The sequence below is a fragment of the Alkalihalobacillus sp. TS-13 genome (assembly GCF_019720915.1).
Taxonomy (GTDB): Bacteria; Bacillota; Bacilli; order Bacillales; family Fictibacillaceae; genus Pseudalkalibacillus.
In genome coordinates, this window is record NZ_JAHKSI010000001.1 from 3,080,771 (window position 1) to 3,104,858 (window position 24,088).

At 31.4% G+C, this 24,088-nt stretch carries 21 protein-coding genes and 1 pseudogene; 5 read left to right on the top strand and 17 right to left on the bottom strand.

Annotated elements, in window-relative coordinates:
- Positions 1-69: 69 nt before the first annotated feature.
- The 4 genes from KOL94_RS14765 to uidA form a co-directional block, all read right to left on the bottom strand.
- Positions 70-1,386 carry an ABC transporter substrate-binding protein gene (locus KOL94_RS14765; RefSeq protein WP_221567160.1) on the bottom strand — a complete coding sequence of 439 codons (1,317 nt, stop codon included), beginning with the start codon at positions 1,384-1,386 and terminating at the stop codon, positions 70-72.
- 84 nt (positions 1,387-1,470) lie between these two features.
- On the bottom strand, positions 1,471-2,304 hold the full coding sequence (locus KOL94_RS14770) for a carbohydrate ABC transporter permease (RefSeq protein ID WP_260412328.1): 834 nt from the start codon (positions 2,302-2,304) through the stop codon (positions 1,471-1,473).
- Positions 2,305-2,323: 19 nt separating this feature from the next.
- Positions 2,324-3,253: a carbohydrate ABC transporter permease gene (locus KOL94_RS14775; protein ID WP_221567738.1), complete on the bottom strand. Its 930-nt coding sequence runs from the start codon at positions 3,251-3,253 to the stop codon at positions 2,324-2,326.
- Between the two features lie 564 nt (positions 3,254-3,817).
- Positions 3,818-5,620, bottom strand: coding sequence for a beta-glucuronidase (gene uidA, locus KOL94_RS14780; RefSeq protein ID WP_221567161.1), 1,803 nt, complete (start codon positions 5,618-5,620; stop codon positions 3,818-3,820).
- A 260-nt stretch (positions 5,621-5,880) separates the two neighbouring features.
- On the opposite strand from uidA, the gene KOL94_RS14785 reads away from it, so the two are divergent.
- From KOL94_RS14785 to KOL94_RS14790, 3 genes are all read left to right on the top strand, one after another.
- The gene (locus KOL94_RS14785; RefSeq protein WP_221567162.1) at positions 5,881-6,516 is read left to right on the top strand and encodes a YesL family protein; all 636 of its coding nucleotides are present in this window, start codon (positions 5,881-5,883) and stop codon (positions 6,514-6,516) included.
- Positions 6,517-6,628: 112 nt separating this feature from the next.
- Positions 6,629-6,763 (top strand): hypothetical protein, encoded by a 135-nt coding sequence (locus KOL94_RS25315; RefSeq protein ID WP_260412329.1) that lies wholly within the window; start codon positions 6,629-6,631, stop codon positions 6,761-6,763.
- Positions 6,744-6,974: a hypothetical protein gene (locus KOL94_RS14790; protein WP_221567163.1), complete on the top strand. Its 231-nt coding sequence runs from the start codon at positions 6,744-6,746 to the stop codon at positions 6,972-6,974. Before KOL94_RS25315 ends, KOL94_RS14790 begins: the two co-directional genes overlap by 20 nt.
- Here KOL94_RS14790 and istB read toward each other — a convergent pair.
- Positions 6,961-7,722, bottom strand: coding sequence for an IS21-like element helper ATPase IstB (gene istB / locus KOL94_RS14795; protein ID WP_221567164.1), 762 nt, complete (start codon positions 7,720-7,722; stop codon positions 6,961-6,963). The two genes, KOL94_RS14790 and istB, sit on opposite strands and share 14 nt — an antisense overlap.
- Positions 7,719-8,953: pseudogene (gene istA / locus KOL94_RS14800) on the bottom strand (IS21 family transposase). Before istA ends, istB begins: the two are co-directional and overlap by 4 nt.
- Positions 8,954-9,000: 47 nt before the next feature.
- Here istA and KOL94_RS14805 point away from each other — a divergent pair.
- Together KOL94_RS14805 and KOL94_RS14810 are read left to right on the top strand one after the other, a co-directional pair.
- Positions 9,001-9,171 carry an ATP-binding protein gene (locus KOL94_RS14805; protein WP_221567739.1) on the top strand — a complete coding sequence of 57 codons (171 nt, stop codon included), beginning with the start codon at positions 9,001-9,003 and terminating at the stop codon, positions 9,169-9,171.
- Positions 9,172-9,256: 85 nt separating this feature from the next.
- Complete coding sequence (locus tag KOL94_RS14810) at positions 9,257-9,742, top strand: helix-turn-helix domain-containing protein (RefSeq protein ID WP_221567165.1); 486 nt, start codon at positions 9,257-9,259, stop codon at positions 9,740-9,742.
- Between the two features lie 562 nt (positions 9,743-10,304).
- Here KOL94_RS14810 and galE read toward each other — a convergent pair.
- The 11 genes from galE to KOL94_RS14865 form a co-directional block, all read right to left on the bottom strand.
- Positions 10,305-11,336: a UDP-glucose 4-epimerase GalE gene (galE, locus tag KOL94_RS14815; RefSeq protein WP_221567166.1), complete on the bottom strand. Its 1,032-nt coding sequence runs from the start codon at positions 11,334-11,336 to the stop codon at positions 10,305-10,307.
- A gap of 181 nt (positions 11,337-11,517) precedes the next feature.
- The gene (locus KOL94_RS14820) at positions 11,518-12,798 is read right to left on the bottom strand and encodes a nucleotide sugar dehydrogenase (RefSeq protein ID WP_221567167.1); all 1,281 of its coding nucleotides are present in this window, start codon (positions 12,796-12,798) and stop codon (positions 11,518-11,520) included.
- Positions 12,799-12,842: 44 nt separating this feature from the next.
- Entirely contained in the window at positions 12,843-13,949 is a 1,107-nt protein-coding gene (locus KOL94_RS14825) for a glycosyltransferase (protein ID WP_221567168.1), read from the bottom strand.
- 2 nt (positions 13,950-13,951) lie between these two features.
- On the bottom strand, positions 13,952-14,875 hold the full coding sequence (locus tag KOL94_RS14830) for an MATE family efflux transporter (protein WP_221567169.1): 924 nt from the start codon (positions 14,873-14,875) through the stop codon (positions 13,952-13,954).
- A 329-nt stretch (positions 14,876-15,204) separates the two neighbouring features.
- The gene (locus KOL94_RS14835; protein ID WP_221567170.1) at positions 15,205-16,401 is read right to left on the bottom strand and encodes an O-antigen ligase family protein; all 1,197 of its coding nucleotides are present in this window, start codon (positions 16,399-16,401) and stop codon (positions 15,205-15,207) included.
- Positions 16,402-16,416: 15 nt separating this feature from the next.
- Positions 16,417-17,616, bottom strand: coding sequence for a glycosyltransferase family 4 protein (locus KOL94_RS14840; protein WP_221567171.1), 1,200 nt, complete (start codon positions 17,614-17,616; stop codon positions 16,417-16,419).
- A gap of 42 nt (positions 17,617-17,658) precedes the next feature.
- Positions 17,659-19,557: an alginate lyase family protein gene (locus tag KOL94_RS14845; protein WP_221567172.1), complete on the bottom strand. Its 1,899-nt coding sequence runs from the start codon at positions 19,555-19,557 to the stop codon at positions 17,659-17,661.
- 76 nt (positions 19,558-19,633) lie between these two features.
- On the bottom strand, positions 19,634-20,827 hold the full coding sequence (locus KOL94_RS14850; protein ID WP_221567173.1) for a polysaccharide pyruvyl transferase family protein: 1,194 nt from the start codon (positions 20,825-20,827) through the stop codon (positions 19,634-19,636).
- A 25-nt stretch (positions 20,828-20,852) separates the two neighbouring features.
- The gene (locus KOL94_RS14855) at positions 20,853-21,899 is read right to left on the bottom strand and encodes a glycosyltransferase family 4 protein (protein WP_221567174.1); all 1,047 of its coding nucleotides are present in this window, start codon (positions 21,897-21,899) and stop codon (positions 20,853-20,855) included.
- 76 nt (positions 21,900-21,975) lie between these two features.
- Positions 21,976-22,623, bottom strand: a complete 648-nt coding sequence (locus KOL94_RS14860) for a sugar transferase (RefSeq protein WP_221567175.1) — start codon at positions 22,621-22,623, stop codon at positions 21,976-21,978.
- A 467-nt stretch (positions 22,624-23,090) separates the two neighbouring features.
- Positions 23,091-23,855, bottom strand: a complete 765-nt coding sequence (locus KOL94_RS14865) for a tyrosine-protein phosphatase (RefSeq protein ID WP_221567176.1) — start codon at positions 23,853-23,855, stop codon at positions 23,091-23,093.
- Between the last annotated feature and the right edge of the window lie 233 nt (positions 23,856-24,088).

Consider the following 24,088-nt stretch of genomic DNA (forward strand, 5'->3'; position numbering starts at 1 on the left):
AAGACTCTAACAGTAAAAATGCAGGGAGAATAGCACTTTATCCCCCCTACATTATACAATTCTTTATTTTTATTTATTGGAACCAATTACTGCCTGTACTCTTTTATGAATGTTCTCCATTGTTGTATCAATATCTTGTTCTCCTAATAAGTATCTTTCTACTTCTGCACTAAACTCTTTTATCACTTCTGCATAATAACTTGGTGGTGCAAATGTTTCTGTTGGATTAGTGACTTCTAAGGTGTAAAGTAATGACTCCATGTCAATCGCTTCCGGTTTTGGTGTGCTTTCTACTAACTTCTTCAACGTTTTTTCAAGATCAGCTTCTGTCCATGACGGCACCCATAAACCTTGATCTGAGATTCCTTCTGTTGACATCCAACGAATAAAATCATATGCCTCCTGTTTATGTTCAGAAGACTCTGCAATACCTATTAAGTCACCACCCATTCCTGCATATATTTCACTATCCGAATTATTCTTTGGCCATGGAGCCCAAGCAATTTCAAAGTCTGGTGTAAAGCTTCCCCATTCCGTTACCATATAACTTGCTATCGGAATCATGCTTGCTTCGCCTGTAAAAAATTGTTGCCGATAGTTAAGTTTCTGAGATAATATATCAGAATATGGAACAGAAGACTTATCTACTTCCTCTAATTGATATCGTAATTTTAATGACTCTTTAACTAATGGATTTTCTGTATTTGAAGTTCCGTCTGCTTTTAAGAGATTATTATTCTCTTTACTTCCTTGCAATTTTAAAGAAGAGTGAACATCATGCCAACTATGCAAATATGAGCCATAGTGTTCATCTGTTGTCATCGCTTTAGCATAGTCTTTATAATCCTCCCAAGTCCAATCAGTAGGTATCTCTAATCCCGCCTCATCTAGATGCTCTTTGTTAAGCATAACGAGAGTTGTAACATTCTTCATTGGCAATCCGTAATATTGACCATCAATTGGTGAATACGAATTTTTGTACGTTTGATTAATATCTATTCCTTCTTCATCAAGAAATGAATTAATTGGTGCCATTAAACCTGCATCTACCCTTTTAGCAAGATCATATGCAGTAGAAAACATTACCACATCCAATTTTTCACCTGCAGATGCAAGTAAATCCAGTTGTTTATAATAACTGGCTGTATCCATGTTTTCTACGAGAGGCGTTGATTCAATTTTAACTCCTGGATTCTCTGCTTCATATTCATTTATTAACTGTTCCCATTTTCCAACATCTTCATTTACCCAATGTACAAAATTCAGCTTTACCTCGCTTTCCCCTTCCACATTACTTGAATTATCCGATTCACCACCGGAACAAGCAATTAGGCCCCAAGAAAGGATTATCATTCCAAACCATATTAGCCCCCATTTTTTAATCATTATTTTTCCTCCCTTTTATTATGTTTAATAGAAAACCTTACCATGCTTCTCAGCATAATTAAGTTTCTACTAACTTAGTATAATTTAACCTTTTACTCCACCTAATTGAATGCCTTCAATAACATGCTTTTGCCCAATAATAAATATAATTAACAGCGGTATTATTGCAGATACAGATGCAGCCATCATTAACGAATATATACTCCCATGTTGGTCTGCGAAGCTTTGAACACCTAGCTGTATTGTATATAAAGATTCTGTTCTCAAGAAGATAAGCGGGTATTGAAAATCATTCCATGTCCAAATAAATCTCAGAATAGCATAGGTTGCAATCGCAGGACGAACCAGCGGCAATGCTATATGAAAAAATATTCTAAAATGTCCTGCACCATCCATACGTGCGGATTCAATAATTTCATTACTTATACCTAAATAAAACTGGCGAAGCATAAAGGTACCAAATACACTAAAACTGTTAAGTAAGATAAGACCTAGATGTGTATCATATAATCCGATCCATCTATACAGTAAGAACTGCGTAACAAGTAGTGTTTGTGGGGGAATCATAAAGGTTGCAAGCACTATTACAAATAGCAACTCTCTTCCTCTGAAATTAATTTTGGCAAAACCATATGCTGCAAGACTAGAAATCATCACCGATGTCAGCGTGGTAAAAACGGTTACTTTTATAGAATTCCAATACAATAGAAGGAATGGCATCGAACCTGTCCATACTTCTTTATAATTTTCTACAGCATTCCAAGTATTAGGTATCCATTGAATTGGAAAGGTTAATACATCTCCTTCCACTTTAAATGATGCAGAGATCATCCAAGCAAACGGCATGAGAAACACAATCCCTAAAATAGCCATAATAATGGTTACTACTAATTTCCGAACATCCAGTCGTTGTACCAAAGAACTCTCCTCCCTCTTTTTAATAGTTAACCCATTTTTTCTGACCAACAAATTGGATGTAAGTTATAATGAGAATAATAACAAACATAACTAGCGCTATTGCAGAAGCGTAACCGGTTCTTAACTCGATAAATGCTTGTTGGTACAGATAAACAACCGGAGTAATTGTTGAATTGGCTGGCCCCCCATTTGTTAGTACGATGATTAAGTCGAAGATTTTAAAGCTTGAAATTATACCGGTTACTAATAATAAAAAGGTTGTAGGTGAAACTAGCGGAACAGTAATCTTTATAAATTGATACCACCCTGTAGCACCATCTATTTGTGCTGCCTCATATAATTCCTTAGGAATATTTTGTAAACCAGCAAGATAAATTATTAAATAGAAACCAATACTAGTCCATACCATAATGAGAATTACGGAAGGTAATGAAAAACTAACGTCTGCTATCCATTTCGGAGGATTCTCTACACCTAGCGACATTAAAAATTGATTAATTGGTCCGTCTGTTGGATGGAAAAGTACCTGAAACACTACAGCAACAGCCACAATACTAGATATAAATGGCATAAAATAGATGACCTTGAAAAAATCTTTCAAATAAACATATTTGTTAATTATCGCTGCTAATGATAAAGAAATAAATAGGGTGATAGGTATTGCCAATAAAATAATGATATTGTTTTTTAACGATTTAAGGAAAAGTGGATCTCCAAATAGGCGTTTAAAATTATCAATCCCTACAAAGCTTGCATTTTTATAACCAGATACAAAATTCCAGTCAGTAAAACTTAATATGAATGACGATATAATTGGAAAAAGAACTAGTATAGACGTACCAATAAACATTGGAGCTATGAAAATATAACCTGCTAAGTTCTCTTTCCACCCACTAAATGGGTCGCCATTTAATTTCTTTTTTTTCTTAGTTCGCAATTTTATTTTCATTCCCACTTTGTATTAACACCTCTTTGTCTAAATATTAAGTTAATTATATAAAATGTAAGCGTTTAATTTAATATACTTTCTTTACTTTTTAGAGAAGATCTTTACTACTTATTAAGAGTGATTGGTTAAAAAGTAATGGTGAATCGGGTAGAAAGCTAACAGACCAGTACGTACCAAGGAGTATACGGTGCTTATAAAGTTTTATATTAATTATTATCTTTTGTGACTTTAAATATTTATTATCTATTGATAGTTTATTGGAAATGCATCAGTATCCTTTTGTGTATTGGCTCTTTTATCATTTTGAAATACAAGTTTTATTAAGATTTATATTTTTGTATTTCCGCTCTTTCCATCGGTACGATCTCAACTGTCTATCGTTTCCTCCTAATTATTCCTTTATATCTCCCATTTTGAAATAATCCCCCGTTATTGGATGAGTTGATTTATTTTGTGGATGCTAACTCCACACTTACTCCTAAGGTGGACCTCCACCCTTTCACGCATGTTCTGCCACTCGCAAAAAAAAGCTAGCCTCTATGTTTAAAGAGGCTAGCTTATATCTTATTTATATCCAAAATTAGGGATATTTGTCCAACGGCTCCTGAGTTCATGAGCAATCATTTTGGGTTTACGATCACGTGTGAAAATCCCTTTTTTATTTCCTTGAACCCTTACAATACCTTGACTTGTATTAAAGTCCGCAAAGTTCCATGCTTGTTCCCCAATAAGCCTATCAAATTCATCAAACACTTCATGATTAGCACGATAATAAGCTACCTGATATTCTTCTGTAAACATTATAGGTTCTACATCACGCATACCAGAAACTGTATCTGCCCCATATTCCGTTATTAGAATCGGTTTACCAGGACAACGTTTATTCCAATCTTCTAGTTCATTTCGTAATTTCACTTTTGCAATGTCTAATTCTCCACCGTTAACATACCATCCATAATATCGGTTTAGAGCCAACACATCTATTAACTCGGCTATTTTATCTGTTTTAGGATCTGAACCTATATGAGTAACTAAAGTAACAGGTCTATTTTGTGGATCACATTCTCTTGTTAAATCAATAATTGGTTTAAAATACTCCTTGGCCCCTTCTTCCTCAGATTCCGGTTCATTAGCCACTGACCACATTACAACAGATGGATGATTTTTATCCCTGGCAACTAGGTCTCTCATAACGTTTAGATGATGTTCGAACGTCTTAATTTCCTCCCACGTATTTCTTTTCTCTACATTACCAAATAAAGTTGCAGCAAAGTTTAAATGTAGACCAACCGCAGGAGATTCATCTATTACAACAAACCCTTCCCTATCTGCAAGGCGCATTAATTCTTCTGAATAAGGATAATGAGCAGTCCGGAATGAATTTGCACCAATCCACTTTAGTAGGTTGAAGTCCATTAAGTTTATAGCTTCATCAAAACCCCGCCCATGAATCGGAGCATCTTCATGCTTACCAAATCCCTTAAAGTAAAACGGTTTATTATTAATTAGAAATTTGCCATCCTTCACTTCAACTGTTCTCACACCAAATGGCTGTTCATAGACATCCAGTGTTTGTTCACCCTTAATCAGTTCAATTTTCAATGTGTACAAATAAGCATTTAATGGTTCCCATAAATTCACATCGGAAATGTTCAAGGTACCATTAGAACTATCAATAGTTGCAACAACTGCCCCCGCTTCATCTATTACACTTGTATTAACCGAGACGTCACCACTTCCGTTGAACTCAACTTTGTAATCTACTATTCCAGTATCTCCTGTATAATTCGTTACAATAGTTACATCGTTTACATAAGTTAATGGAGTTGTATAGATCTTGACCGGACGATGTAAACCAGAATAATTAAAAAAGTCAAAGTTAGGAGAATTTCTAACTACTTCACCCATCCCTTCAACATCTTCTTCACTATAATTCCCAACCGGTAAAGTTGATTCATCTACAATATTATTAACTGCTACAGTAATTCTATTTTTACCATTTATTAAATAATCATTTATCTCTGCTTCAAAAGGTAAAAAACCACCTTTATGTTCCATAACAGTTTTCCCATTAATGAAAACCTTAGCTACATGGGTCGCCGAACCAAAGCGGATGACAATTCGTTCATTTTTTAAATATGACGGAATAGCAAATTCTCTTTCATACCAAACCCAACCAATATGGTTTTTGATTTCACTCCTTACGCCGATATCATTATACGAAGCCGGCACAGCCATACTTTCAGTATCTTGAAGTTTAGAAGAGTACCATTCATCTAATAATCCAGTTCCATGATCTAATTTAAAATCCCAAATACCATTTAGATCTATTATCCCTCTAGTATCTGTATTTATAGGATATAACATAACTTAACACTCCTTGTTTTTATTTTATTTACAATAAATAATAACTTCAAATTCATCACAGCAACTCTCAACACAAATCTTATTTAATTATCATTATATTTTTAGAAAGCGCTATATTTAATGTATTTTCTTTACTTTTTCGAGAAGATTTTTACCACTTTAAAAACTTGACAATTAAATAAAAAAATCATGTTATATTATTGTAAAGATGAAATTTTATAATTGTAGATTTAACTATTTTTTAAAAAAGAGGGGTTAGTATGCAGTTAGGGTTACTTTCAGGAACAATTTATAATATGTGTAATTGGTTTGCTAGGCTTGCTTATATTAATTTTTTGTGGATATTTTTTTCCTTATTAGGACTAGGTATTTTCGGCTTCTTTCCATCTACAATTGCGATGTTTGCAACCCTTAGACAATTTCTTTTAAAAAATAACCCTCCAGTTTTTAAAACTTTTTGGATATATTATAAAGAAGAGTTTTTCCGTTCTAATAAAATCGGGTTAATTATTTTACTTATTTCATCTCTCATTTATATTAATTTCCTTTTGTTACAATCGGTAAATCATAGTTTGATTCAGATGATTTTCTTCCCAATGCTTATCGTAACTTGTCTATTCCTACTTACTATTTGTTACTTTGCAGCAGGCTATGTTCATTTTAATCAAACTAATCTAACTTTATTCAAAAATTCATTCCTAATTATGATTTATAATCCTGTTTCTAATTTGTTTATCATTTTTGGCTTTGTGACTATTTATTACCTAGTTATACTAATACCTGGAATCAGTTTCTTCTTTAGTGGTTGTTTAGTAGCGCTAATTATTCTATCTTCAACTTCATTAGCATTTGCCAAGATTGAAAGTAAGCGTAAAATAACTCCCACCTATAAATAGATGGGGGTTATTTTACGCTTACGATTTCCTGATAGTTGCAAAGTTCTTGCAATTTTCGCTTATGGCGTCAATATGCTCATCCAGGGATTCATGGAAATCTATCAAGCAACCAATGGGTCAAACATATGCAAAGTACGCAGGTCTGGCAGGTTCCTGGTTCACCGGAAACAACGATGCTGATTTTGCCATGTATGAGCCAGAAACAGGAAGAGGCTATGACGGATTGATTGAATGGGGATACAGGTGAATTGAATCTGAATTCCGGTGCAGAATCGACTATTGAAGCACTGCTCGCTCTGCAAACGATCAAAGAATCGAACCAGGCCAGTAAATATCTCTATGCCAAACCATCGATCGACACACGAAAACGATTCATTAAGCAGAAGATTTATGTCAATAACGGTTTAAAATACCCTAATTTCAACGAAAACAAATTCCCTATTATTAGCGAATATTAGCTGGCTGAAGGCCTGCTTTTTTCTTTTCCCTTAACCGATAAGAATCTCCCTTGATATTAAACGTAGTGGAATGATGAACGATGCGGTCCAACATTGCTGTGGCCAATACATCGTCGCCAAAGATCTTTCCCCATTCCACATATGATTTGTTTGAAGTAAGAATCATGGCACCCTGTTCGTAACGTTTAGAAATAATTTGAAACAAGGTAGGAGCACTTAGTTCGTCAAATGAAAAGTAGCCGATCTCATCCATAATGAGAATATCAGGTCGACAATAACGTTTAATGATTCGTTGGATAAGCCCTTCCTTATTAGCTTTCCGGCACTCAGATATAAAATCATTTGCAGTGATAAACAGTGCAGTATGTCCTTGTGTCAACGCTTCAAAAGCCATTGATATAGCTAAGTATGTTTTACCAACACCTGGCGGTCCTAAAAGGATGATGTTTTCTCCATGATGAATATATCTTCCTGTTAGAGCTTCATTGATACGTTTTTGATCTAAGCTAGGTTGAAAGGAAAAATCAAAATCATGGATCGTTTTGACATAAGGCAGCCTAGACTTTTTAATGCGCTTTTCTAATTCAATTGCTTCCTTATATTCAATTTCCTTAGACAAAAGCGTGTATAGAAACTCGGAATATGATACATTATTTTTAGATGAATCTTCTAAGAGACCATCTGGTTGGTCCGCGGTATAAGACCAACCTAATTGCTTTAAACGTTCAACTAGGAGTTCGGTGTTCATGTTAGGTCACCGCCTTCCAGTTGATCATAGATTTGAAGTGAACGTTGTTCTACTTCAATTTCTGGGGACTGGAAACGGCTGTGGGTCGGCAAACCAACAGGGGTCGTTTGCAGTCCTTTATAATGTTCCAAATGAATATGCTCTTTCGCTTTTCCTACCATAATCGGGTGTCTAGCTATACACTCGTGGACATCATAGACTTCTAAGTGATGATTAAGTGTTTCTTTAATTTTTACTTCTTGTCCTACGTACCGGAAAGGTATGGAGTATCGGTTCCCTTGATAGGAATAAAGCAATCTTTACTAACAGAACGTACTTCCCAGTGGTTTATAGGGAATAAAGGTTTACAGTTCGATTTTGCTAAGTATTTTTGTTCATGTTGGAAACGAGCTTCTGGTGTTGCTTGGGTTGTTTGGTGAACCTTACGGTTAGCCGTTTGATCCAACCATGTTCGTACTTCTTTATTTAAGCCAGCTAATGTCTTAGAATGTCTACGCTGGAGAAAATTCTTCTTAACATAACCTACTACGTTTTCTACTTTCCCTTTGGTTTGTGGTCTGTAAGGCTTACAAGCCTTTGGTGAAATTCCGTAATAAGCCAGGAACTCTTCAAACTTTTGATTAAACCGAATCTCTACTGGACTGTGTTTAATTACAGCTGTTTTCATATTGTCATAGAGTATTTGTTCAGGTACACCATTGAAATAAGCAAAAGCATTCATATGGCACTTCATTAACGTTTCTAAATCCATACTGTCAGTGAACTCTATGTACTTCATACGTGAATAGCTTAAGACCATCGTGAAAGCATATATCTCATTCAAATTTCCATCTACTTCATACTTACCGATGTGTCCCCAATCCATTTGTGCTTGTTTTCCAGGAGCCGTTTCATACCGAACTGTGGCCTGCTTTTTAGGGCTTGTTCGGAAGGGCCTTACAAAATCCCTGAGTATAGTCATTTTCCCTTTGTAGCCCATCGCCTCAATCTCATCAAATAAGACTGAACAGTTTGTTGTTCCTTCTTGAACTCTTGTTTTGAGGTACTCTTTATAAGGCTCTAATTTACTTTCCTTCTTTGTAGTGGTTTGCTTCCTTCTAGGTAGTTCATCTGTCTTTATGTATTTTCGTATTGTTTTGGGATCAAAGCCGGTTTCGTCTGAAATCGCCGTTATTGACCACCCTTTTTGATACAGTTCTCTAATCATAAAAAATTCCCCTGTCTGAACCATCATCCTACACTCCATGTCTACTATGTTATATAGAATGATTATCCGTTATTAGTGGGGAATTTGGTACCGTTGTTATTGAGGATTTTACCACCGTTGATAACATCTTCACAGATTCCAGATTAACAGCAGCGTTGGTGGATCGCTTGATTCACCACGCACATATACTTTCATTTCATGGTCAAAGTTTTCGACTAACGAATGCATTGTCAAAGTCATGACCGAATTGGGTGGCAACACTCTGTACTTTCCATTGCATTATTCTGTACTTTTCTATTGCAAAACACAGGGGAGGAGATTTAATTCATGAAGTTGGAGGGAGAGCAACGAAAAGTGAAAGAATTATTGGAACGAGGTATGTCTCAAACAGATATTGCGGAGATGTTGGGGATGCATAGACATACTGTGAGAGCGTTAAGTGAACGGGAGAAAAATCATGTACAGAAACGTTCAAAAAGAGAATCCAAGTTAGATCCATATAAAGATTACCTGCTTAAGCGAATTCAAGAAGACTATGTATTCAATTGTGAAAAGCTCATTCAGGAGATTAAACAAAGAGGTTATTCAGGTGGCAGTACGATATTGAAAGAGTTTGTACAGCCCTATCGTAAGGTCTTTAAAGAAAGTCATACCCGACGGTATGAAACAGAACCTGGAGAACAGATGCAAGTCGATTGGAAAGAAGCTGGCCATTACCAGATTGATGGTGAAGTCATACCACTCATGATCACTAAGCTTTTACGACCAATTCCTTCAAGAAGGAGAGCGATAGAAAATGAATCAAGCTATTGATACATATTGTGAATCGCTCAAATTATCCACCATTCAATCTGAATGGAGAATCCTTACTGAAGAAGCTTCTAAAAATAATATACCATACCATACATTCATAGAGCGAATACTCGAAGTTGAAAATCAAGCCCGTATAGAACGGAGTATATTTTGATCGTGTGAAAGGCGCAATAATAGAAATAGCGTTCTTTGGAATTAAAAAGAAAAAGACCATCAAACTGTTAAGAGATTTTCAACAAGAAACTGTTGGACTTACCAAATAAAAAAGTAATCGATAAAGATATCCATAGAACCTTCTAGGTTTTCCTTAAGTGAAAAACCAATACACATTTAGATTATTATCTAGTTATTTCCTTTTCGTTCGTTATAAATATTCTCTACGTTCCCTATCTTTTTATTTTTAAAAACCGTTTTTTGTGTGAGTAACACAAAATCTTCACGTATAAGGGACTTTTTTATAATGTCTTTTATACGGGATACAGTTTATTACTTATGTTAGAGGGCTTTTTATTTGCTAAATAATTAAGGAACGTAATTTACACTGGTTACCATTAAAATACTATCAGGGTATTAATCTATCTTTGGACAAGTATCCTTCTTTATTCATTTCTTGCCATCGCCATGCATCTCGAAGCATGTCTTCTAAACCTTTTTGAGCATGCCAACCAAGTTCTAGTCTTGCCTTTGTTGGGTCAGCATAACTAATTGCAATATCTCCTGGTCGTCGGCCAGTAATTTCAAATGGGATAGGTATGCCGGTTACTTCCTCAAAAGTTCTAATAACTTCCAAAACACTATAACCCTGTCCAGTACCAAGATTGTATACATTAACACCATTGTTAGTTAACACTTGATCCAAGGCTTTAAGATGTCCAACTGCCAAATCCATCACATGAATATAGTCACGTACACCCGTTCCATCATGTGTAGGATAATCATTTCCAAATACACTCAGTTTATTTAATTTTCCTATCGCTACTTGAGTGATATACGGAGTCAAATTGTTAGGTATACCATTCGGATCCTCCCCAATCAAACCGCTCTCGTGTGCACCAACCGGATTAAAGTATCGTAGAAATGTAGTACTCCACTCATTATCCGCTACGTGAATATCTTGTAAAATCTGCTCTAATATTAGCTTAGTTCTACCATAGGGATTGGTTGCTTCAAGTGGGATTTCTTCCTTTAGAGGAACAGTTTCTGTTGGACCATATACAGTTGCTGATGAACTAAATACCATTTTTTTCACACCAAACTCCTGCATTACTTCACAAAGTGTAATAGTGCTACCTAAGTTATTATTGTAATAGTGAAGAGGTTTTTGAACAGACTCTCCGACCGCCTTAAATCCAGCAAAATGTATCACACCCTTAACACTATTATGATAAAAGACGTCACAAAGACCTTCCCTATCTAATAGGTCAATTTCATATATCTTTAGTTTTTTTCCTGTTATTTTCCTAACACGTTCCAATGCTTGTCTATTACTATTACAAAAGTTATCAACCACAATTACTTCAAAACCAGCATTTAATAGTTCTATACACGTATGGCTGCCTATATAACCTGACCCACCAGTTACTAATATTTCCACTTCTTCCTCACTCCATTGTCCATCTTCTCTTTAGTTCTAAAAATCTGTTACTAATTATACTAGTACATTTGATTTAGGAACTGATATTACCATAATAAATATATCTTTATTAAAAATGAGTTCTATAAATACTTTTTGTCTTAAACTTAGCTTGCTAGTTAAAAAACTAAATAAAAATAAATTATGTTGTAACCACTAAGCTTTTCTTAGACATCTTATATAAATTACCGTAATTATAATATTTAATAGATTCACTATTTATTTGTACATGATTTTTGGTATCAAAAATTATTGGGGTTCTCATTTTTGTATGGATTTTCACCTCATCTAACCCTTTAAACTTGCTATGATCGGTTAATATTAATATACAATCTGCATTATGAATAGCTTCATCGAAGGTAGAAAGTGTAAATCTTACTTGTTCTTGTCTAATATAGGGATCATAAATTGATAAATCGAAATTCTTTTTTTGTAATAAACCTATTACATCCAATGCTGGACTTTCACGTACATCATCAATATTCCCCTTATAAGTTAAACCAAATACGGCAATCTTCCCTTTCTTCTCAACTATTTTTTCGATATGATCTACAACAAACTCTGGCATTGAATTATTAATTCTTCTTGCATTATTTATTAATGGTGATTCATTAGGTGCTTTTTCAATAATAAAATATGGATCAACAGCCAAACAATGACCACCAACTCCAGGTCCTGGTTGGTGCAAGTTAACTCTTGGATGATGATTGGCTATATCTATTACTTCTAAGGTATTTATTCCAAGTTTGTCGGATATTTTAGCAAGTTCATTTGCCAAAGCAATATTAACGTCACGATAGGTATTTTCCATCAATTTTGACATTTCGGCAGTAACCGCACTTGTTTTAATGATCTCCCCAGTTACAAAAGAACTATATTTCTGTGCAGCCTTTATAGAAGATATTTCATTAATGCCGCCAACAATTCGTGTATTTTCTACTAATTCAATTAAAATACGCCCAGGTAATACCCTTTCTGGACAATGGGCCAAGAAAATATCTTCACCTACATTCCAACCATCAATGCTAATAATTGGTGCAATAATATCATCAATAGTTCTAGGAGGAATTGTTGATTCAACTATTACAGTATTCCCCTCCTTAAGATATGGTAAAATATTTTTTATTGCAGCCTTAACATATTCAAGATTAGCAGTATGATTCGAATAGTTTGGAGTTGGAACAGCAATTATAAATAAATCTGCTGTTTCAGGAGTAATAGATCCTCTTAACCTACCTTCTCGAACGACTTTTTTAACTAAATCATCCAGTCCAACTTCTTTAATTTGAATTTCACCATTATTTAGGAGATTAATAACATTCTCATTTATATCTACTCCTACAACTTCATAACCGGTTTTGGCAAACATAGCAGCCGTAGGGAGTCCAATATAACCTAGTCCAACCACACATATTTTTTCCATTTTTAAAACCCCTTATTAAATTTATTAATTTGAATTTGCTCTAATTAGCGTATTTTACTTTTGTATAATGCTTCATGAGATATTACAGTTGACTTAATTGAAAACAAATTAATAGATATTTTTTTTACATTTTCACCTAAAAGACGAGCCCAAATTGGCTTTTGTATTAATTTTAATATTCCATTAGATAAAGCTACCGTATCTCTAGAATTTACAACAATTCCTGAATCTTTATCTATCAACTCTCTAATACTGCCAACATCAGTTGCAACTATAGGTAACCCTGCTGCTGCAGCTTCAATAGTCGCTAAAGCAAACCCTTCTACAATTGAGGATGAAACAAAAATATCTGAAGATAGTAATAACTTTGGAACATCATCCCTTACTCCCAAAAATTCTACATTATCAGATAATCCTTTATTTTTTATTAAATTTAATAAATTATGGTATAAATTTTTATCGGCACTAGTTTCTCCAATTATAGTAAGGTGGATATTTTTATTAATATCTTTTAATTTCTCCAGTGAGTTAATTAGGTATTCATACCCTTTTGCATTAACGACTCTCCCTACACTTATTATTTTTATTTTATTATTATTTTTCTCTCTAACGATTTTTTTCTCTTTTAGAAAAGGAGTTAAATCAATCCCATTTTTTATTACAACCATTTTCTTCTCTGACAATTTTAATACATTTAAACTATAAGATTTAACCATATCAGAAATACAAACTATATTAGTAAAAAAAATAGAGAATATTTTCATTCTATTCTTACTATATCCCGAAGTTGAATGAATGGTCGTAAACCTTGCTTTAATAAGGCCTAGGCTTGAAATTAATCCATAAAAATCTGGACTCGGACAATGAGAGTGTACAATATCTATTTTATTATTCTTAATAAACTTTCTTAACTTAATGATGGCATTTAGCCTATTCTTATTTTTCTTTTTTTCTAAACAGAATGTTTTAATACCATGTTTTTCTTCTAATTCTTTTCTTAAGTTATTTTCATTCTCATTTTTAGATAGACCAATACTACATATATATATATTAAATAAGTTTTTATCGATATTTTTAGATAATGCATAAACCAGTTTTTCTGCACCTGCAATTGAAAAGCTATTTATAATAAACAAAAGATTTAACTTCATCCTTACCTCCTTTTTAGTTCTCTTATTAGTAATCTATTTAATTGGACCTCACCTAAAAGTGTGATAAAAACATAAATGAAGGATACAACATAAACAGATTTTGGTAACATTATCAAAAAGGTTAATACAAATAATAATCTTAATACGTTATTAATAGCGTCTATATTAGGAAGACCTATAGAGTGAATTGCGGTATTTAATATTCCTATATAGATAATTATAACCTGGCCAATGGCCATAATTAGAAATATAAATATCGAATCAACATATATATTCTCCAAAAAAATCGCTTGAAAAATTGATATACCTAAAATAAATACAGTACATATAATGAAATATAATTTCTTCTTTGATGAAATTAATTTGGAAAATCTAGTGTAATCGCTAATATTTTTAATATTCATTAATGTTACTTCAGGTAAAATAATAGTCCTAAGTGAATTATTAAAAAGTGAAAATACGGAAATAAACGTTAGAGCAACTCCATACATTGCAACATCTTTATCGCTTGAATAATTCGCTAAAAAAAATTGTGGAGATCTAGATATCAAAAGGAAAGCAACATTCGATAACGAAACCCACCTTGCATATTTCACCATAATTTTTAAAAAATAAAGGATCTCTCTTATTTTAATTTTATACTTTTTATAATCGTTATCCCCTATTACCCTTACTAAATTAAATAGCATTAGGATTATAAAGGGATAAAAATATATAGAACCGATTAAATTATTTATAGTAATAAGGTCATACCACCAAAATAAAGAAAAAAATATTATTTTACTTAAAGAATATATACTCGTTATCAAAGCGAATGATTCATACTTCCCTTTTGCTTGTTCTATATATCTAAACATGTTCCATAAATTAAATACAGCTCCGCATAATAGTGAAAAATATACAGATCCACCCTCAATATTAAACATTGGGATTAACTCTTTAAATATAATAGACACAGGCAGGAACAATATAATCATTATAATTAATAAAATTATGTTAAAAGTTAAGATTGTTTTTTCAAGTTTTATCTTATCTTCAACTCGTTTAAATTCTGTATACTTTTTTATAAAAGAAACATTCAAACCTGAATTTAATATAGTCGAGGTTATTAATATTAAAGATATATACAACGAAAATGATGCGTATTGTGAGACACTAAGAATTTTTATTGAAATTGTCATAATAAAAAAAGTAGATAATTGATTAAAAACATTACTTAAAAATATCTTTGAGAATTTATTTACTGAAATCCTTTTCAACCTATATCAGACCTTTTTACTTTAATAAATACAATTAGGAAAAGTATAGTAACCCATAATATTTTCCTATGTTCGAATGTTAAAGTAAACGTACCCATTAAAATAATTATTGTAATCACCCATACTAAGAACATATTTTCCTTTAGAAGTTTAGTGCTGCTAATGAAAATACCGAGAAAAATAGACAAATAAATACTGAAACCAATTATCCCCTGCTCAACCAATATTGATAAAAAAGTATTGTGGGCTACTTTCATTTCTCCAATATAGTCTTTTATTTCAAAGCTAAAGGTTCCTACGCCTATTCCTAACATCGGATTTTTTAAAAATAAATCTATTCCACCCTTCCAAATATACTCTCTGTTGCCAAATTGCCCGCTATTAATTTCTTGTTCAATCATAAAGAATCTTTGCATATTAGGAAGTGACAAAATTATGGAATCCTTTAAAACTGTAAAAATAATCAGAAGAATCACCAAGATACAAGATACTTTTATTATTTTAAATTTTTTACTAGTTTCGGAAAGAAAAAAAACGTAAATTAATGAAATAAATAGCAATACTAACCCGGTTCTAGAGCCAGTAAAAAATACAATAAGAGTAGCGAACAATGGATAAAATCTATTTAAAATATTCATAAATCTACTATTTATATAGCTCAATAAATAGCTTGATAAGGGAACCCCTAGAATAACCGTTAAGCATAATTCATTTGGATCAATAGTTCCTATAACAAACCTCTCTACAGTCTGTGTAAACGAATTACCACTTAAAAAATTATATAAAACACCAATGAATACAATGTATCCACCTAATATATAAGATTGAAATAAAATAGTTATGTTTTTTGAGTTATTAATTAGTTGAAACATTAAAAAACACATTATAAATAATTGTAAATTTGTAAAAATTCTATTAAGTGTAACCACTTGGTTCGTTGACCAAACTAAACTAATACTTCCCCAAATAAAAAATATAGCTACAAGTACAAATAATGGTGAAGGTTTATAAATATAGTCTCTAAATAATAAATAAAAAATTGCAATAAAAAATAAGAATCCCCCAAATAAACTTGAAATAGCACCTAAAAAAGGGATAGCAAATACAGATTCCCAAGATAAGGAGAACACAAAAAGGATTAATACTAAAAAAGTAAGTTTTTCGATTTTCTTATAATATTGTAAACTGACCATATTATTCTCCGATACTTAATTTAATGTTTTACAAAATTCACGAAATGATTTAATCCTATTGTAGTTATTCTTAACATAATGGTTATTTTCCCTTGCATTTGATTCTAATAGATTATAATTACTATTTAAATAATTTAAAGCTTTATATAAGTTTTCTACCGAAGATGCCTTGAAGTAAATCCCTATCTGAAGTTTGTCAAGTATTTCTTTACCTTCGCCACTGATGTTTGTAATAATTGGTTTATTATGCAGTAAATAATCAAATAATTTGGACGGGATCGTCTTTTCTAAAATTTTATCCTCAACTAATGGCAAAAATAATGCATCTGCGTTATTTAACAAACTTATTACATCCTCTTTTGTCTTGGGTCCCAGGAATTTAACATTTGACATCCCTAATTTTCTTGCTTTTTCTTCCAAGCTCTTTCTTTCTATTCCTTCCCCTATTAAAACAAATTCATATTTTTGTTTTTCGTTTTTATTAAATAGGTATTGATTTAACTGAATAATCATGTCTAAATTTTGATATATCCCTATATTTCCTGCATACATTATTTTAAATGTTGAATTTTCAGAAAAAGATTTAGTGTAAAATAACTTGTTATGATAATTTATATACTTTTCACTAACTCCATTGTATAAAACAGAAATTTTTTCATCATTTATTTCTTGTTTTGTTATATACTTTTTCATCTCTTTGGAAACACAAGTGATTTTATTAGAATAGTTATATAATAGTATTTCCATTTTTTTGAATATTTTATATATAACACTACTTTTCTTTAATATACCATTTACTAATATACTTTCTGGCCACAGGTCTCTAATATCTGAAATCAATACAATATTTCTTATTTTTGAAATTATGATTCCTGCAAGTCCAACAAAAATTGGCGGTGAAGTAACTATTATGTAATCAAATTTTTCTTTTTTTAAGGTGAAAATCCCGATATACAGAACTTTAATCATAAACTGTAAATAATTAAAAATATAAAATATTTTTCTTTTTTGTTTTATTTTTTTAAGTTTAACTCTGAACACATTAGTGTCCTCTTGAATTTCTTCTAATTGTGCTTTTTGAGGTAAAGAGGTTATTACTGTAACTTTAAAATTTTCACGATTTAAAGCTTCATACATATCTACTAATCTAAAAGCAGCCGCTGTAATATCAGGTGGAAAATATTGTGTTATTAACAATACTTTTTTTTCTTCCATTTTATTTTGTACCCCCATAATTAACTTAAAAATAAAAAACTTCTATTTACTATCAATTTCAATAGAAGTTGTCACTGTATCAAAATTAGTTACCGAAAAGCTAATCTCAATCTTATAGGCTTTAATTTCTTTGTTCCAATCATACGAAACTCTCCCAATTAAGCTGTCAATATAAATATCTGAGTTTGTATAAAAACTCATTTCTACTACTACTCCATTTTTATAGTAAAGTATACATTTAGATTTTTCATTATCCACTTTTACTTTCAAACAACTTTCACTTGTTTGAAAATGAAGCTTTGCGTCAATTGTCCCTTTACACTTAACAGTATCCTTAATAATATATGAATCTTTTTTATCCCATGTAATATCCCTATAGTGGTAGGGAGATTGTTTTAATCTTTTATATCCATTATGATATGCACTGCATTTTTGTTTGTTTTTATATAGTGAAGTTGTTAATTCTTGCGTTTGTGCAATCTTACCAACTCTAAATGCGCCCCAAAAAGTAGATTGATTTAAATTATTTATCGATAACGTATTATGGGCAGAGGTACTTCTATAATAATTTCTAGTTTCTGTATCACCATATTCAAAAGTGCCTGGATCTATAAAGATATTTTCACCTTTTGCATACAATTCAATACTTAAGTTATCTGCATGTGCGTGCCCACAACAGTGTCTTGGACCAATCTGGCCGCCATCAAATAAAAGATAATTTGACTTTTGGGTCCAACCATCTCTTAAAACCACATAACCACTGTTTTTATTTAAAATAGAAAGAACTGTAGGCATCTTAGGTATTAATAAATCAAATTCCTCTACACTGTCTTTACCCAATAAATGTAATAAATATAATGGATAGATTTTTTGACCTAAAAACTTAAAATCTCCCCTTTTAAATAAAACAGCACATACAGAAAATATTTCTAATACGTTTATTGGATAGTAACTGGTTGAATCATTTAACATTGGCAATTCATTATTTGGTTTAGTTATAGATAATGTAAACTCCGCCATACTCTCAATTTTTTGTGGAAAAACTTTTGGAAGTGTCACTTGTTTGTAATTACATAATACAAGTACTTCTATATAATCTTTTAAAACTTGTAATTGGTAACTTGTTGAGTTTTCGTAATGAGATCCATCATCTTTAATTTCTCTTAAGAGTTGATATTCTAATATATTTAGACCCTTATTAAACCATTTTTTATTTTCATCTAAATTAGGAAACAAAATTCCCATGAAAAATAAAGCTTTTCCGTTTGAAGTATAATGATTATTTAATAAATCCTTTTCAAGATTTTTTTCAAGGTAATGAGTTTGTAATTGTAAGGAATTTATGAATTTTTCTTTAAATGTTTCAGATACCAAATTATTACTTGTTGCAGTTTTCCAAAAATAAATCCAATTTACTATTCTCATGGAAATAGTATAGGGTTCCCAAGCATTTTTATCCCCGATATTTGTATTGTCAATCCAATGTTGAATTAATGATTCGCATCTTTTAATATACTTAATATCCTTTGAATAATTATAGGCATCTACAAGTTTATATAAGAATTCAAAGTAATTTAATTGAAACATCCATAGAGATGAAGCAGTTTTAATATTTGACCAATTTATTTTTTCGTTGGAAAGAACGATTCGCTTATTTAAGAAAGTAAATCTTCCATTTAGTATTTCTTCAGATTCATCTATCACTTTTTTTATATAACAGTTTTCACCTTTTAAAGGTGAATCATATTCTTTTATATCTCTAAAATATGTTATTGAACTTTTAAGGTTATAATTTGAATTATTTGTTTTATAAATATACTTTTTTAAATATTTATTAACTAATTGTGTATAAGTTAACTTCTTTATTCTGTAATAGATTTGGATAATATGCATTCTACCCAATTGATTAATATAATTTTGGAGGTTTGTAATTCTTTTCAAAATCCTTCGTCCTTTTTGTTGAAAATTTGCAAATTAGTTCAATAGGACAGAATAGCTAAACAGTTAAGTGACATTATTATTCATTTGACAACTGAGCCACTATGTTTTCCTTTTCTTGTGTAATTATTTTTAGAATTTTTTTCTTATGGTCCAAATTGTCAATATTTAAGATTCTGTCCATAGTTTTTATTATTTCGTGATGATCATTTTCAATGAAATAATACTCCATCTCAAATTTTTCCATTATACCAGGGTTTTTAAAACCCCAACTTTTATCAAAAAAACCTATAGCCGGAATTCCAGCGGATATTGCTAAAATTATTGAATGTAATCTCATGCCTATTATTAATTCACATTTATTATATATATTTAATAATTTAAAAGGATTATACTCTTCAATTAACTGCACATCAGACTTAAATTCCTTTAAAAGCCTTTCTGAAATTTTTAAATCTTTTTTAGTCTGTACTACTAATAAAATATGGTGATTTTTTTCAATTAAGTTATTGATTACTTTTTTAAATACATATAAAATCTTTTTATTTTTATTTTCTTCTAATTCTTCGAGATCCCCAATTGTCTGGTTTCTAAGTGTAATAGCAACACACTTCTTCTTAGTAAAGTTATATTCATCTTTTATATGCCCCGAATTTTCTTTTATGTTAAAAGCTAAATCGATATTTTTATCAATATTAGCCTTGGGAAATAACTTATTTAAATAATCGAAACTAATATTTTCCCTTACCCATATTTTATTTGCACTATTAATTGGAGATCCCATTAATAATTTCCCAATCCAATCTATTTTAGCTGCTGATTGGGGCAAAATATAATACGGAACATTGTGTTTTTGGGCAAGTCTTAATGGATACATTAGAGCAGATAATCTTAAATAATCAGTTACACTAGATGCTCTAAAAAGATTCCCTCCATTAAAAAAAACAAAATCACTTTTTTTAATATCAATTTCAAGTTGTACCTTTTTAAGCCCACTAATAATCCTTATGCCATTAAAATACGTTTTAATTTTTTGAGACATATTACCTTCTCTATTAAGAGTAAAAGGGGATTCAATAATCTCAATATCAGGATGGATATTTTTTAAAAAATTATTACTTTGTTGATATTGGGGATGAGATTTATCAAACAATGAATATACTTTTAAATTCACATCCATATTCTTTAATAAATCTATTGCCCCTAATGTAATAGCCATATCTCCCCCATTCTTTAATCCATATGAATATAATAAGACCACATTTTTTTTCATTTCGATCACCTATATCTTTAGCTATTTATTTTAATGATTTTAATACAATTTTTACTGCGTTAACTACATCATACTTTTCTACTTTAACTAAATTATTTCTTGAAATTCCCTCGAGTGTTTTAAATTCTCTACATATTAATTTTAATGTATCTTTTAAATCACCTGAACTATTAGGTTTGATTAAGTAACCATTTTCACCATTAATCACAATTTCTCCATTGGAACATATTTCAGTGGCGATAACCGGTAAACCCGCACTAAATGCATCAATTAAAACACCAGGAAAACCCTCAGTTTTACTATAGGTCGGAAATAAAAAAACATCATAATTTTTTAATGTATCTACTACAGCATTCATTTCAACCTTTCCTTTATATCTAGCAAAATTATATTTTTTAAGTAAGTTCAAAAACTCTGTTTCATATCCTTTTTCTATTGGACCATAAATGTCAAACGTCATTACATCTTTAAATTCAGGATTTTCCAAAATTAATTCTGAAAATGCGGTCAATGCTACTTCAATTCCTTTTATTCTTCTAACTCTTGATAAAAAAACAAATTTTGTAGGTATTGTTTTTTTATACCTATTTTTAGTATCAATACTTTTAATACTCTTAATTGGTTTAAAGTTAGGTAGATATTCTATATTATCTAAACCTAGGCTGTTCAACTCTTTCTTTAATTTATGAGACTCAACTAATATACATTTTGCTTGCTTTAAGCTCTTAATAAGGATTTTCTTAAAAAGGCTATTTACACCTACAATTTCATTATAAAATGCTCCACCCGCAGGTATTAATATATAATCAAAACCTTTAATGATTCTCTTTTTTAAATATAAAAATGGCAAAAAAATAAATCTTCCTTTTTTTGAAATAGCAAGAATCACTTTTTTATTCTTATCTTTCATAATTATATTAAGTAACTTGAATATGTTTTTTTTCCAGTTTAAAGTATTTATTTCATCAACTTTATAATTATTTCTCTCAAGTTCTTCTATTAAATATTTATTTTTAACTCCTGGACCACTTATCGGAGGCGAGATTGGACCTATTAAAGATAAATTTTTCATATACCTTTCTCCTTAAAAATTCCAATTTAATTAACGAAAGTATATTAATTAAATTTTAGTTGTATTGTTATATAAATTACCTTGCACCCTCCCCAGTAAAAATAATTTTTATAGTTTTTACAAGTATATGTAAATCTAACCATATAGATATTTTATTAATATAAAATAAATCAAATCTCAATTTTTCTTTCGGAGTAATTTCATAACCACCATTAACTTGTGCCCAACCTGTTAATCCTGGCTTCACTACTAACCTCTTATTAAAGCCAGGTATTTCTTTGTTAAATTTATTCATAAAAATTGGTCTTTCAGGACGTGGGCCTATTAAACTCATATCACCTTTTAATATATTAATTAATTGAGGGAGTTCATCAATTCTAGTTTTTCTAATAAAAGACCCAACCTTAGTTACTCGCGAATCATTTTTTAATGCCCATTGCGCGCCATTTTTTTCAGCATCTAAATACATGGATCTTAGTTTTATAATATAAAATATTTTCCCGTTAAGGCCAACCCTTTCCTGAAGAAAAAAAGCAGGACCTTTTGATTCTAGTTTTATAATTAAGGTAAAGAGAACAATCAATGGTAATGTGATAATTAGCCCTATAAAAGCCAGTATATAGTCACTTAAGCCTTTAAACCTTAAATAAAAGTGACCAATATCCGTGAGACCTTGATTAACAATTTCATTCTGGAAATACTGTTTAAATTCTCTTGCCCCCATATACTACCTCCTCTAATCCTATTAAAAAAATAATCTTTAAGTTTTGATCTCTTAAAATTAATCTCCAATCTTTCTTTTATCGATATTCATCCTAAATAATCCATTAAAGTCCGGAATTCTCCGATGTACAATATCGTGTAACCTATTTATTCAACTTAAGTTTTTTGTTCATTCCTTGTATTCTGAATAATCTTACACTCAATAAGACGTACCGTATTTCTGATAGTCCTTATTCAAAGTAAGAACTGAAAATTTTAATTTGTTTTAACCCTAATAAATCTGACTATTCATCGAATTTTATATTTAATTTCAAATAATAAAATATATCAAGGCATCTAACCTTACCTCACACCATGCTAATGACAACAACTGTGTCTAAGGTGACTGGACCCACAGCACGGCCGAGTGCCTCCGTTGATATCGGCAAGGAGACATCACCGAATGATAGCTTGTTTCTTTGTGTTTTTCTAAAAGATTCCTAGAAACTTTTTCTTTTTGATTGGTTGTGGCGGGTTCGACATGATCTTTTCCCCATTGACTAACAACATTGGATTTTCCTGTAATTGATAACGTGCTTTGATTCCGAAATCCTTCTCAACTTGTTCATATGCCCCCCGCAAATGGAACGCTCTACTCGAAATATTATGAGCATCAGAGGCAATGAAGTGCGTCAACTCATGTTCGATCAATTGACGAGAGAACTTCTGGATGTTTTTCCCGAAGTTTCCTATCAAACTACTACTTGTAACTTGTGTGAGAACACCATCATTCACAAGCTCAAAAAGCATGTCTGGATTTTCAACGATTTCAATATTCCGTTCAGGATGTACGATGATTGGTGTAAGTCCCTGGAGTTGGATTTCATAGAGTAAGGATTGTGTATATTTCGGGATATGGTTTGAAGGCAACTCAATATGTACATACTTCTTTTGATTACAGAGTGTAAGAACCTCTTGATTTTCCAATTGTTTCAACAGATCCGCATTGATTCGCGGTTCTTGTCCAGGCAAAATCTTAAGGTTTATTCCTTCTTGTTCAAATGCATGGTTTAAATCGATTATATCTTTTTCAATCATAGAACTGCTATTTTGAAAATGCGCATTATGATGAGGTGTCGCAATGATTGTCGTAATCCCTTCATCAACTGCTTTCCTGGCCATTTCGATGCTATGCTCCAAAGTCGCAGCTCCATCATCCACGCCCGGCAATATGTGACAGTGAATGTCAATCATCAACAACACCCCTTTCAATTTACTACTAAAGTATTATTCTGGTAATCTATTCAGTCTATTACTATTTATTCCAATTAAAAAATGGCTACATTCGTTATCTTACCATAACTAAATTTGGAATCAATAGCAAAGAATGTCAGATATTGCAGAATCCGTCTTTTTTTATGCTTTTTGACCCATTTAACTGCGCTCATTTAGGTTTTTATCGCATTCAAACTCGTTTTCAAGAGGTT

What these genes read in the sequence shown, in the direction of transcription:
- KOL94_RS14765 (WP_221567160.1), bottom strand. Translation starts at nt 1,386, where the DNA reads ATGATTAAAAAATGGGGGCTAATATGGTTTGGAATGATAATCCTTTCT.
- KOL94_RS14775 (WP_221567738.1), bottom strand. Translation starts at nt 3,253, where the DNA reads ATGAAAATAAAATTGCGAACTAAGAAAAAAAAGAAATTAAATGGCGAC.
- uidA (WP_221567161.1), bottom strand. Translation starts at nt 5,620, where the DNA reads ATGTTATATCCTATAAATACAGATACTAGAGGGATAATAGATCTAAAT.
- KOL94_RS14785 (WP_221567162.1), top strand. Translation starts at nt 5,881, where the DNA reads ATGCAGTTAGGGTTACTTTCAGGAACAATTTATAATATGTGTAATTGG.
- KOL94_RS25315 (WP_260412329.1), top strand. Translation starts at nt 6,629, where the DNA reads ATGGGTCAAACATATGCAAAGTACGCAGGTCTGGCAGGTTCCTGGTTC.
- istB (WP_221567164.1), bottom strand. Translation starts at nt 7,722, where the DNA reads ATGAACACCGAACTCCTAGTTGAACGTTTAAAGCAATTAGGTTGGTCT.
- KOL94_RS14810 (WP_221567165.1), top strand. Translation starts at nt 9,257, where the DNA reads ATGAAGTTGGAGGGAGAGCAACGAAAAGTGAAAGAATTATTGGAACGA.
- KOL94_RS14820 (WP_221567167.1), bottom strand. Translation starts at nt 12,798, where the DNA reads ATGGAAAAAATATGTGTGGTTGGACTAGGTTATATTGGACTCCCTACG.
- KOL94_RS14825 (WP_221567168.1), bottom strand. Translation starts at nt 13,949, where the DNA reads ATGAAGTTAAATCTTTTGTTTATTATAAATAGCTTTTCAATTGCAGGT.
- KOL94_RS14830 (WP_221567169.1), bottom strand. Translation starts at nt 14,875, where the DNA reads ATGTTTAATATTGAGGGTGGATCTGTATATTTTTCACTATTATGCGGA.
- KOL94_RS14835 (WP_221567170.1), bottom strand. Translation starts at nt 16,401, where the DNA reads ATGGTCAGTTTACAATATTATAAGAAAATCGAAAAACTTACTTTTTTA.
- KOL94_RS14840 (WP_221567171.1), bottom strand. Translation starts at nt 17,616, where the DNA reads ATGGAAGAAAAAAAAGTATTGTTAATAACACAATATTTTCCACCTGAT.
- KOL94_RS14850 (WP_221567173.1), bottom strand. Translation starts at nt 20,827, where the DNA reads ATGAAAAAAAATGTGGTCTTATTATATTCATATGGATTAAAGAATGGG.
- KOL94_RS14855 (WP_221567174.1), bottom strand. Translation starts at nt 21,899, where the DNA reads ATGAAAAATTTATCTTTAATAGGTCCAATCTCGCCTCCGATAAGTGGT.
- KOL94_RS14860 (WP_221567175.1), bottom strand. Translation starts at nt 22,623, where the DNA reads ATGGGGGCAAGAGAATTTAAACAGTATTTCCAGAATGAAATTGTTAAT.
- KOL94_RS14865 (WP_221567176.1), bottom strand. Translation starts at nt 23,855, where the DNA reads ATGATTGACATTCACTGTCACATATTGCCGGGCGTGGATGATGGAGCT.